Genomic DNA, 12,316 nt, shown 5'->3' on the forward strand with positions numbered 1-12,316 from the left:
GCCGGAACTTCAGGCTATTAATTAACTCTGAATAAGCACGCAAGACGGCCATTCTTTTTTGAACGACTTTATAAGAGACACACAGATGAAAAAAACCGCATTAGTTCTGAGCGCATTGGCATTCAGCATCGGCATGGCGATCGGCCCGGTGACGGCCAGCGCCGCTGAAACCGCCTCTTCCAGCACCCAGCAGTTGCCGAGCCTGGCGCCGATGCTGGAAAAGGTCATGCCTTCCGTGGTGAGCATTAACGTTGAGGGCAGCACCACGGTCAATACGCCGCGCATGCCGCAGCAGTTCCAACAATTCTTCGGTGAAGATTCGCCGTTCTGCCAGGACGGTTCGCCGTTCCAGGGCTCGCCGATGTGTCAGGGCGGTGAACAGCCTGGGCCGGATGGCCAGCCGCAGGGCACGCAGCAGAAATTCCAGGCGCTGGGCGCCGGGGTGGTCATCGATGCCGCCAAGGGCTATGTGGTGACCAATAACCACGTGGTGGATAACGCCAACAAGATCCAGGTGCAGCTGAGCGACGGCCGCCGTTTCGACGCCAAGGTGATCGGCAAGGATCCGCGTTCCGACATCGCCCTGATCCAGCTGAAAGACTTCAAGAACCTGACGGCGATCAAGATGGCGGACTCCGATCAGCTGCGCGTCGGCGATTACACCGTGGCGATCGGCAACCCGTACGGGCTGGGCGAAACCGCCACCTCAGGCATCGTGTCCGCCCTGGGGCGCAGCGGCCTGAATATCGAAAACTACGAAAACTTTATCCAGACCGATGCGGCGATCAACCGCGGCAACTCCGGCGGCGCGCTGGTTAACCTGAACGGCGAGCTGATCGGCATCAACACCGCGATCCTGGCGCCGGACGGCGGCAACATCGGTATCGGCTTCGCCATTCCGAGCAACATGGTGAAAAACCTGACGGCGCAAATGGTCGAGTATGGCCAGGTGAAACGCGGCGAGCTCGGCATCATGGGCACCGAGCTTAACTCTGAGCTGGCCAAGGCGATGAAGGTCGACGCGCAGCGCGGCGCTTTCGTCAGCCAGGTGGTGCCGAAGTCTTCCGCCGCGAAGGCGGGCATCAAAGCCGGTGACGTGATCGTCACCATGAACGGCAAGGCCATCTCCAGCTTCGCCTCGTTCCGGGCGGAGATCGGCACGCTGCCGGTCGGCAGCAAAATGTCGCTGGGCATTATCCGCGACGGCAAACCGGTGACCATTGACGTCACGCTGGAGCAAAGCGCGCAGACCCAGGTGGCCTCGGGCAATATCTACACCGGCATCGAAGGCGCCGAGCTGAGCAATGCTCAGGTCGGCAACGTGAAAGGCGTCAAGGTCGACAGCGTGAAAGCCGGCAGCGCCGCCGCGCGCATCGGCCTGAAAAAGGGCGACGTGATCCTGGGCGTGAACCAACAGCCGATCCAGAACCTGGGCGAGCTGCGTAAAATCCTCGACAGCAAACCGTCGGTGCTGGCGTTGAATATTCAGCGCGGCGATAGCCAACTGTACCTGCTGGCGCAGTGATAAACGTCAGGCGCTAAAAGCAACAAAGGCACGCTATGGCGTGCCTTTTTGCATTATGGCCTGAGGATTCAGGCCGGTTGCGCCAGATGCGCGCGCGCCGCGTGGATCACCAGTTCAATCTCATCCAACAGCTCCAGCCACTCCGGCTCCAGTTCGTCGTTGGTGATGCCCTGGCGCAGCTGCCGCTCGAGGTAGAAACACAGCTGCTTGAGGCGCGGCACGCCGCTGTAGCTGCAGCTGCCGTGCAGCTTATGGACCAGGTCGAGGATCTCGTCGTCGTGTTGCCCCTCGAGCAGCGCCTGCACCCGTTCGCGCACCTGCGGCAGGAAATCGAGCAGCATTTGCAGCAGATCGCGCGCCAGATCCGGCTTATTGGCCGCCTGACGCAGCGCCAGCGGCCAGTCGAGCGACAGCGGGGCATCGTCGGCGACGGCGCTTTCCACGTCGCCGCTGTGATAGCGCGACAGCACGCGGGTCAGCATTTTCTCGTCGATCGGCTTGGCCAGGTAGTCGTCCATCCCCGCCTGCAGCAGATGCTCGCGCTCGCCGCTGGCAGCATGGGCGGTGACGGCGACAATCGGCGTGGAGTTGTGATGCGGCAACTGGCGGATCAGCTCGCTGGCGTGAATGCCGTCCATCTTCGGCATTTGAATGTCCATCAGGATCAGATCCAGCACGTTGTCGCGCGCCAGCGCCAGCGCTTCCTCGCCGCTCTCGCACAGCAGGGTTTTTTCTACCTGTTCTCCCAACAACGTGCCGATCAGCTTCAGGTTAGCCGGGTTGTCGTCAACCGCCATCACCGTCAGCGGCAGGCGTTTACGCTCAGGCTGCGCGGTGAGGCGTGCCGGCGCCTCCATCCGGAGCATCGGGAACAGTCGGGTGCTGGTGATCGGCTTGATCAGGCAGCCGAGCGCGCCTTGTTGTTTAAGCAGTTCGGCATCGATTTGCGCCTGGCACGGCAGCGCCAGAATGACCCGATCGGCCAGCTTCAGCGAGGCCAGCAATTTGTCCTCGTGCTGCGCCATGTTGTCGCGGAACGGGATCGGCACGCCGGCCAGCAGGAAATCATAGTGGCTTGGCGGCAACTGGCCCAGCGTCGGCGAGTGGGTGATCACCAGCTGCGTGACGCTGAGCATGTTGAGCGTCGCCTGCGCCGCCGTCGGGTTGGACTCGATATAGGCCAGCGTTTTGCCGTTCAGATCCGGCAGGCTCGGCGCCAGCGACAGCATGCCCTCATTCAGATCCAGCGTGATATGGAACCAGAAGGTCGAGCCGCGGTTCAACTGGCTGTGGAAGCAGATATCGCCCCCCATCTCTTTCACCAGCTTTTGCGTGATCACCAGCCCCAGCCCGGTGCCGCCATGGCGGCGGGAGATGCTGGCGTCCGCCTGGCGGAATGCCTGGAACAGCTGCGACTGCTGGCGTTCGGAGATGCCGATGCCGGTATCGTGGATCTGCACTTCCACTTCCACCCGGCGATCCAGCTGTTTGCGCAGCTCGACGCGAATGTCGATATTGCCGGTTTCGGTGAATTTGATGGCGTTGCCCAGCAGGTTGGTGATGATCTGCTGCAGGCGCAGCGAGTCGCCGATCACCTGCTCCGGCACGTCGTTGTGCACATCCAGCGTCAGCTCCAGGCCCTTGTCGTGGGCGCTGGGCGCCAGCAGCACCACCACTTCGTCCAGCGTTTCACGCAGGGCGAACGGAATATGCTCCAGCACCAGCTTGCCGGCCTCCAGCTTGGAGAAGTCCAGCACGTCGTTGATGATGGTCAGCAGGTTGTTGGCCGAGCGCTCGATGGTCTGCAAATAGTCGGTCTGGGTTGCGCTCAGATCGGTTTTCAGCATCTGGCGGGTGAAGCCGATCACGCCGTTGAGCGGAGTACGCAGCTCATGCGACATGTTGGCCAGAAATTCGGACTTGATGCGCGCCGCCTCCTGCGCACGTTTTTTCGCCAGATCCAGTTCGACGTTCTGGATCTCCATCTGCTCCAGCGTTTCGCGCAGGTCTGACGTGGCCTGATCGATGTTCTGCTGCATCTCTTCGTGATAGGCGGTAAGCGACATCGCCATCGAGTTGATGCCGTTTTTCAGCATGTGCAGCTCGCCGAGCATGTAGCCTTCCACGCGGCTGTCGAGCTGGCCGCGGCGGATGCGGTCGACGGTGTTCACCATATTGCGGATCGGGCCGGTCACGTCGCGCATCAGCCGGTAAGCGAACAGGATGGCGATGCACATGCACAGCAGCAACAGCAGGGTAGAGACAAAGACCTCTTTATATTGCTGCAGCCGCACCGACTGCAGATCCAGCTCGATCGCCACATAGCCCAGGTTGTTGTCGGGATGGCTGCCGCCGTCGGCGGTTTCATCCGGATACTGGCTTTCCGACAGGATCGGCGTGCGCAGGATCAGCGAATCGCCGCGTCGGGTGAGCATCAGATCGGTGGGCAACGGCACGCCTTTCGGCAGCTGCAGCTGAGCGAAGTTGTGATGATAATTGGAGGTGACGAACAGGTTATTCTGCGCATCAAACACGGTGATCGAACGCACGATGTCCGAATGGCGGCGGTGCAACAGGCTGACCAACTGCCTGACCGATTCGCGGCTGCGGAACGTCATGCCGTACTCGCTGGCCACCGCCAGCGGCTCGATGATGCTGGCGCCGGCGTCGACCAGTTGTTCCTGCAGCTCGTTATAGCGGTGCACCACGAAGAAGGTGCTGAGCAGCAAACCAATCAGCAAGGTCGGTGCCAGAATCAGGATCATCATGCGCGCACGCAGGCTGTATTTGGTCATGGGATTCCAATGTGGGAGAATTGACAGCTGACACTAGCTTAATGAACCAGCACACAATCGACAAATATGGCGCAATTCTACTCTCCCAAACGCCGCGTGACGACCCGGCAGAGCTCACAAATCTTCACCGTGACGGTGAGCGATCTCGATCCTTTCGGCCAGGGCGTGGCGCGCCACGACGGCAAAGCGGTGTTCGTGCCGGGCGTCTTGCCGGGCGAGCAGGCGGAAATCCAGCTGACCGAAGACAAGCGTCAGTTCGCCAAAGGCAAACTCAAACGCTTGCTGAGCCGCAGCCCGCAGCGGGTAGAACCGCGCTGCCCGCATTTCGGCGTGTGCGGCGGCTGCCAGCAGCAGCACGCGGATGAGGCGCTGCAACAGCAGAGCAAGGCGGCGGCGCTGGTGCGCATGATCGCCCGCGAAACCGGCGTAACCCCGCAACAGGAACCGGTGATCGCCGGCCCGGAATACGGCTATCGCCGCCGCGCCCGCCTGAGTCTGGTATGGCAGCCGAAGCTGCAGCGCCTGATGATGGGCTTTCGGCAGGCGGCCTCCAGCGAGCTGGTGGCGGTGGAGCACTGCCCGGTGCTGCGGCCGGAGCTGGAGCAGCTGCTGGCGCCGGTGCGCGCCTGCCTGAGCGGGCTGCAGGCGGTGCGGCGGCTGGGGCATGTGGAGCTGGTGCTGGCGGATAACGGCCCGCTGCTGGTGCTGCGTCATCTCGACGCGCTGAAAGAGGCGGATCGGCAGGCGCTGTTGGCGTTTGGCGAGCGGGAAAAGGTCGCCGTTTATCTGGCGCCGGACAGCGAACGGGTGGAAAAACTGTGCGGTGAAACGCCGTATTATCAGGTTGACGGGCTACGCTTAGACTTCAGTCCGCGCGACTTTATTCAGGTCAATGACGTCGTAAACCAACAAATGGTGGCGCAGGCCCTTGAATGGCTCGACATTCAACCCAATGATCGGGTGCTGGACCTGTTCTGCGGCATGGGTAATTTCACCCTGCCGCTGGCGCGCCGCGCCGCCGCGGTGGTGGGCATCGAAGGTGTTGCCACGCTGGTAGCGAATGGGCAATATAATGCACATAAGAATAAGCTGAATAATGCGTCGTTCTTCCATGAGAATCTGGAGGACAACGTTGCGCGGCAACCTTGGGCAGCACAAGGGTTTGATAAGGTGATGCTGGATCCCGCCCGCGCCGGTGCGGCCGGGGTGATGTCACACATTGTAAAACTGGCGCCGGCGCGGGTGGTGTATGTTTCCTGTAACCCCACCACGCTGGCTCGCGACAGCAACGTGCTGTTGAACGCCGGTTATCGTCTTGCGCGCGTGCGGATGTTGGATATGTTTCCGCACACGGGGCATCTTGAATCAATGGCGCTGTTTATCAACGAGCGTGCGCCAGAGGTCGCTGCAAAGTAGGGAGAAGTTATGGTTGCGGTAAGAAGTGCACATCTGAATACGGCGGGTGAGTTCGCTCTCGATGAGTGGATCGCCGGCTTGGGGCTACCTAACCCGCAGTCATGTGAGCGATTGGCCGCAACCTGGCGTTATTGTGAGCAGCAGACCCAAAACCATCCTGACGCCTCGCTGCTGCTGTGGCGCGGCCTGGAGATGGTGGAAATTCTCTCGACGCTGAGCATGGACAACGACAGCATGCGCGCCGCGCTGCTGTTCCCGCTGGTGGACGCCGGCATCGTGCAGGAAGAGACCCTGACCGAAGCGTTCGGCAAGGGCATCGTCGCGCTGGTGCACGGCGTGCGTGATATGGACGCCATTCGCCAACTGAAAGCCACCCAAAACGACTCGATGGCCTCCGAACAGGTCGACAACGTGCGCCGCATGCTGTTGGCGATGGTGGAGGATTTCCGCTGCGTGGTCATCAAGCTGGCGGAGCGCATCGCCCACCTGCGTGAGGTGAAAGACGCGCCGGAAGACGAACGCGTGCTGGCGGCGAAAGAGTGTTCCAACATCTACGCCCCGCTGGCCAACCGGCTCGGCATCGGCCAGCTGAAGTGGGAGCTGGAGGATTTCTGCTTCCGCTACCTGCATCCGGAAGAATATAAGCGCATCGCCAAGCTGTTGCATGAGCGCCGCATCGATCGCGAACAGTTCATCGACGATTTCGTCGCCGGGCTGCGCGCCGAGATGGCCAACGAAGGCATTCGGGTGGAGATCTACGGCCGGCCGAAACACATCTACAGCATCTGGCGCAAGATGCAGAAAAAACACCTGGCGTTCGACGAACTGTTCGACGTGCGTGCGGTGCGCATCGTGGCGGAGCGCCTGCAGGATTGCTACGCGGCGTTGGGCATCGTGCATACCCACTTCCGCCATTTGCCGGATGAGTTCGACGACTACGTCGCTAACCCGAAACCGAACGGCTACCAGTCGATCCACACCGTGGTGCTGGGGCCGCGCGGCAAAACCGTAGAGATTCAGATCCGCACGCGCCAAATGCACGAAGACGCCGAACTGGGCGTGGCCGCGCACTGGAAGTACAAAGAGGGCGCAGGCGTGACCGTGCGCTCCGGCTACGAAGAACGCATCGCCTGGCTGCGCAAGCTGATCGCCTGGCAGGAAGAAATGGCGGACTCCGGCGAGATGCTCGACGAAGTGCGCAGCCAGGTGTTCGACGATCGGGTCTATGTATTTACCCCGAAAGGCGACGTGGTGGATCTGCCGGCCGGCTCCACGCCGCTCGATTTCGCCTACCACATTCACAGCGACGTCGGTCACCGCTGTATCGGCGCCAAGATCGGCGGCCGCATCGTGCCGTTTACCTATCAGCTGAAGATGGGCGATCAGATTGAGATCATCACCCAGAAACAGCCGAACCCGAGCCGCGACTGGCTGAACCCAAACCTGGGGTATGTCACCACCAGCCGCGGGCGCTCGAAGATCCACAACTGGTTCCGCAAGCAGGATCGCGACAAGAACATTCTCGCCGGCCGCCAGATGCTGGACAACGAACTGGAACACCTCGGCATCAGCCTGAAAGAGGCCGAAAAGCTGCTGATCCCGCGCTACAACATGAACTCGCTGGACGAGGTATTGGCGGCGATCGGCGGCGGGGACATTCGCCTGAACCAGATGGTGAATTACCTGCAGGGTAAGTTCAACAAGCCGAGCGCCGAAGAACAGGATCGCGAGGCGCTGCGCCAGCTGGTGCAGCAGAAAGCGCCGCCGCCGGCCCGCAACAAGGACAACGGCCGAGTGGTGGTGGAGGGCGTGGGCAACCTGATGCACCACATTGCCCGCTGTTGCCAGCCGATCCCTGGCGACGACATCGTCGGTTTTATCACCCAGGGGCGCGGTATCTCGATCCACCGTGCGGACTGCGATCAACTGGTCGATTTGCAATCGCACGCGCCGGAGCGCATCGTCGATGCGGTATGGGGTGAAAGCTACTCCAGCGGTTATTCGCTGGTGGTGCGCGTGATGGCCAACGATCGCAGCGGGTTGCTGCGCGACATTACCACCATTTTGGCCAACGAAAAGGTCAACGTGCTGGGGGTTGCCAGCCGCAGCGACACCAAGAAACAGTTGGCCACCATCGACATGGATATCGAAATCTACAACCAGCAGGTGCTGAGCCGGGTGCTGGCGAAGCTGAACCAGCTGCCGGACGTGATAGACGCCAAGCGTCTGCACGGCAACTAAGCTCACATCGCCTTTCGGGCCGTATGCGCCATCGATACGGCCCGAGAACCATGCATTCGGTGGGCGCTCCCATGCGCCCTCATTCTTTCTCAGAGATTTTTTATGACCCAATCCACTCCGCTGCAGCGCCTGCTGAACATCATGAAAACGCTGCGCGATCCCCAGGTCGGTTGCTCGTGGGATCGCAAGCAAACTTTCGCCACCATCGCGCCCTACACGCTGGAAGAGACTTACGAAGTGCTGGACGCCATCGAGCGGCAGGACTACGCCGATCTGCGCGACGAACTGGGCGATTTGCTGTTCCAGGTGGTGTTCTACGCCCAGATGGGGCAGGAGCAGGGGCTGTTCGATTTCGATGAGGTGTGCACCGCCATCAGCGATAAGCTGGAGCGCCGTCACCCGCATATCTTCGGTGACGCCGAGGGTGGGGACAGCGAAGCCGTGGCCGCGCGCTGGGAGCAGCTCAAGGCCGGCGAGCGCGCCGAAAAAGCGCTGCACTCGGTGCTGGACGACATTCCGCAGGCGTTGCCGGCGCTGATGAAGGCGCACAAAATCCAAAAACGCTGCGCCTCGGTCGGTTTCGACTGGAACACCCTGGGGCCGGTGCTGGACAAAGTGTACGAAGAGATCGATGAAGTGATGCACGAAGCCCGCCAGGCGGTGGTCGATGAGAGCAAGCTGGAAGAGGAGATCGGCGATCTGCTGTTCGCCACGGTGAACCTGTCGCGCCATCTGGGGCACAAAGCGGAGAACGCGCTGCAGGCGGCGAACCGCAAGTTCGAGCGCCGCTTCCGCCAGGTGGAAGCGATCGTCCAGCAACGCGGGCTGCGGCTTGAAGACGCCACGCTGGAGCAGATGGAAGACGCCTGGCAGCAGGTGAAACGCCAGGAAAGTTGAATCGCTGCGACGACAATGTTGAGCGACGACAAGGTTCACGAAAGCTGAAACGGTTAAGCTTGCAGTCAGGTCACAGGCGCATGGCTGCCGTCGGCAGCAAAAGGCCAACAAACTGAAATCTAAGGCGTTTTATCGCTCCTGAGGGGCGGTAAAAAGAAATTTTCTCCGCTAACTCTTTGTATTTCCTGGAGGGTTTGCGGGGCGCCGGCGGAGTAAACCCTGATGAACACGGGAGGGCGGCCGAGATGATGGACAGCAAAACGATCGTTTGTAGGTCAGGAGAGGTTCGGGTATACTACTTTCCCGTCCTGGTTCTTCCATCGTCTTTAAACCTAAACTCTCAGGTTCAGCATGACAACTAATTATATTTTTGTGACCGGCGGGGTCGTATCCTCTCTGGGTAAAGGCATTGCCGCAGCCTCTCTGGCGGCTATTCTTGAAGCCCGTGGCCTCAACGTTACCATCATGAAACTGGACCCGTACATCAACGTGGATCCGGGCACCATGAGCCCGATTCAGCATGGGGAAGTTTTCGTCACCGAAGACGGCGCAGAAACCGATCTGGATTTGGGTCACTACGAGCGCTTCATCCGCACCAAGATGTCGCGTCGCAACAACTTCACCACCGGCCGCATCTACTCAGACGTGCTGCGTAAAGAACGCCGCGGCGACTATCTGGGCGCGACCGTGCAGGTCATTCCGCACATCACCAACGCGATCAAAGAGCGCATCATCGAAGGCGGCGAAGGCCACGATGTGGTGCTGGTGGAAATCGGCGGCACCGTCGGCGATATCGAATCGCTGCCGTTCCTCGAAGCCATCCGTCAGATGGCGGTGGAAGTGGGCCGCGAGCACACACTGTACATGCACCTGACGCTGGTGCCGTACATGGCGGCGGCGGGCGAAGTGAAAACCAAGCCGACCCAGCATTCCGTAAAAGAGCTGCTTTCCATCGGTATTCAGCCTGATGTGCTGATTTGCCGCTCCGATCGCGCGGTTCCTGCTAACGAACGCGCTAAAATCGCGCTTTTCTGCAACGTGCCGGAAAAAGCGGTTATCTCTCTGAAAGACGTTGATTCTATTTATAAAATCCCAGGCCTATTGAAATCTCAGGGGCTGGACGATTATATTTGTAAACGATTCAGCCTGAACGCGCCGGAAGCCAACCTGGCCGAATGGGAACAGGTGATTTACGAAGAAGCCAATCCGGGCGGCGAAGTGACCATCGGTATGGTCGGCAAATACGTTGAGCTGCCGGACGCTTACAAGTCGGTGATCGAAGCGCTGAAGCACGGCGGGCTGAAAAACCGTCTGACCGTGAACATCAAGCTGATCGACTCGCAGGACGTGGAAACCCGCGGCGTGGAAGTGCTGAAAGGGCTGGATGCGATCCTGATCCCGGGTGGCTTCGGTTACCGCGGCGTGGAAGGCAAAGTGATGACCGCGCGCTATGCCCGCGAGAACAACATTCCTTACCTGGGCATTTGCCTGGGCATGCAGGTGGCGTTGATGGAGTTCGCTCGCAACGTGGCCGGCATGGAGAACGCCAACTCCACCGAGTTTATGCCAGACTGTAAGTACCCGGTGGTGGCGTTGATCACCGAATGGCGCGATGAAGACGGCAACGTCGAAGTGCGCAGCGAAGAAAGCGATTTGGGCGGCACGATGCGCGTAGGTGGCCAACAGTGCAACCTGAGCGACAACAGCCTGGTGCGCCAGCTGTACGGCGAACCGACCATTGTCGAGCGTCACCGTCACCGTTACGAAGTTAACAACATGCTGTTGAAGCAGATCGAAGCCGCAGGGCTGCGTGTCGCCGGTCGTTCCGCCGACAACAAGCTGGTCGAGATCATTGAACTGCCGAATCACCCGTGGTTTGTAGCCTGCCAGTTCCACCCGGAATTTACGTCTACGCCGCGTGATGGGCATCCGCTGTTCGCCGGCTTCGTGAAAGCCGCTGGCGAGCATCAGAAGCGCCAGGTGAAATAACATATTTGGTAGGCGGCGCGCGGTGAGAACCGCGCGCTGTTTGTCTGGAGTTTTAGTTTAACTTGTACTGAGGAAAACCTAATGTCCAAAATCGTTAAAGTCATCGGTCGTGAAATCATCGACTCCCGCGGTAACCCGACTGTTGAAGCCGAAGTTCATCTGGAAGGCGGTTTCGTCGGCCTGGCTGCTGCGCCGTCAGGTGCTTCTACCGGTTCCCGCGAAGCGCTGGAACTGCGTGACGGTGACAAGTCTCGTTTCCTGGGTAAAGGCGTACTGAAAGCCGTTGCTGCAGTAAACGGTCCGATTGCTCAGGCAGTACTGGGTAAAGATGCCAAAGACCAGGCGAACATCGACAAGATCATGATCGAGCTGGACGGCACCGAGAACAAATCCAACTTCGGCGCCAACGCCATTCTGGCGGTTTCCCTGGCAGCAGCGAAAGCGGCCGCAGCCTCTAAAGGCATGCCGCTGTACGAGCACATCGCTGAACTGAACGGCACCCCAGGCAAATTCTCCATGCCACTGCCGATGATGAACATCATCAACGGCGGCGAGCACGCTGACAACAACGTCGACATTCAGGAATTCATGATTCAGCCGGTTGGCGCGAAGACCCTGAAAGAAGCGGTGCGCATCGGTTCTGAAGTGTTCCACCACCTGGCGAAAGTTCTGAAAGCCAAAGGCATGAACACCGCCGTGGGCGACGAAGGCGGCTATGCGCCAAACCTGGGTTCCAACGCCGAAGCGCTGGCGGTTATCGCTGAAGCGGTAAAAGCGGCGGGCTACGAGCTGGGCAAAGACGTCACTCTGGCGATGGACTGCGCGGCTTCCGAATTCTACAAAGACGGTAAATACGTGCTGGCCGGCGAAGGTAACAAAGCCTTCACTTCCGAAGAGTTCACTCACTTCCTGGAAGAGCTGACCAAACAGTACCCAATCGTGTCTATCGAAGACGGCCTGGATGAATCCGACTGGGCGGGCTTCGCTTACCAGACCAAAGTACTGGGCGACAAAATCCAGCTGGTTGGCGACGATCTGTTCGTGACCAACACCAAGATCCTGAAAGAAGGCATCGAGAAAGGCATCGCTAACTCCATCCTGATCAAGTTCAACCAGATCGGTTCTCTGACCGAAACCCTGGCAGCTATCAAGATGGCGAAAGACGCCGGTTACACCGCGGTGATCTCTCACCGTTCCGGTGAAACCGAAGACGCGACCATCGCTGACCTGGCGGTAGGGACTGCGGCTGGTCAGATCAAAACCGGTTCCATGAGCCGTTCTGACCGCGTTGCCAAGTACAACCAACTGATCCGTATCGAAGAAGCGCTGGGTGACCGTGCGCCGTTCAACGGCCTGAAAGAAGTTAAAGGCCAGTAAGTTCGACCGATTCGGTTGCTAAATAAAAACCCGCCGCGGCGGGTTTTTTTATGTTTTAAATTCGTGATGATTGTCA

General features: G+C 59.8%; 7 protein-coding genes. 6 read left to right on the forward strand and 1 reads right to left on the reverse strand.

Annotation, left to right across the window (positions count from 1 at the left end):
* The first annotated feature begins 85 nt into the window (after positions 1-85).
* A complete protein-coding gene (gene degP / locus JL05_RS04650) occupies positions 86-1,525 on the forward strand; it encodes a serine endoprotease DegP (RefSeq protein ID WP_033631800.1) in 1,440 nt (479 codons plus the stop codon).
* A gap of 68 nt (positions 1,526-1,593) precedes the next feature.
* On the opposite strand, the gene barA is transcribed toward degP, so the two are convergent.
* Positions 1,594-4,320, reverse strand: coding sequence for a two-component sensor histidine kinase BarA (barA, locus tag JL05_RS04655; RefSeq protein ID WP_033631801.1), 2,727 nt, complete (start codon positions 4,318-4,320; stop codon positions 1,594-1,596).
* Between the two features lie 66 nt (positions 4,321-4,386).
* Here barA and rlmD point away from each other — a divergent pair, with 66 nt between their 5' ends.
* From rlmD to eno, 5 genes are all read left to right on the forward strand, one after another.
* Complete coding sequence (rlmD, locus tag JL05_RS04660) at positions 4,387-5,736, forward strand: 23S rRNA (uracil(1939)-C(5))-methyltransferase RlmD (RefSeq protein WP_033631802.1); 1,350 nt, start codon at positions 4,387-4,389, stop codon at positions 5,734-5,736.
* A gap of 9 nt (positions 5,737-5,745) precedes the next feature.
* Positions 5,746-7,977 carry a GTP diphosphokinase gene (relA, locus tag JL05_RS04665; protein ID WP_004932686.1) on the forward strand — a complete coding sequence of 744 codons (2,232 nt, stop codon included), beginning with the start codon at positions 5,746-5,748 and terminating at the stop codon, positions 7,975-7,977.
* A 102-nt stretch (positions 7,978-8,079) separates the two neighbouring features.
* Positions 8,080-8,874, forward strand: a complete 795-nt coding sequence (gene mazG / locus JL05_RS04670; RefSeq protein ID WP_033631803.1) for a nucleoside triphosphate pyrophosphohydrolase — start codon at positions 8,080-8,082, stop codon at positions 8,872-8,874.
* Between the two features lie 351 nt (positions 8,875-9,225).
* Positions 9,226-10,863, forward strand: a complete 1,638-nt coding sequence (gene pyrG, locus JL05_RS04675; protein ID WP_004932674.1) for a glutamine hydrolyzing CTP synthase — start codon at positions 9,226-9,228, stop codon at positions 10,861-10,863.
* 81 nt (positions 10,864-10,944) lie between these two features.
* Positions 10,945-12,240 carry a phosphopyruvate hydratase gene (gene eno / locus JL05_RS04680; protein ID WP_004932670.1) on the forward strand — a complete coding sequence of 432 codons (1,296 nt, stop codon included), beginning with the start codon at positions 10,945-10,947 and terminating at the stop codon, positions 12,238-12,240.
* Positions 12,241-12,316 lie beyond the last annotated feature (76 nt).

The sequence above is a fragment of the Serratia nematodiphila DZ0503SBS1 genome (assembly GCF_000738675.1).
GTDB lineage: Bacteria > Pseudomonadota > Gammaproteobacteria > Enterobacterales > Enterobacteriaceae > Serratia > Serratia nematodiphila.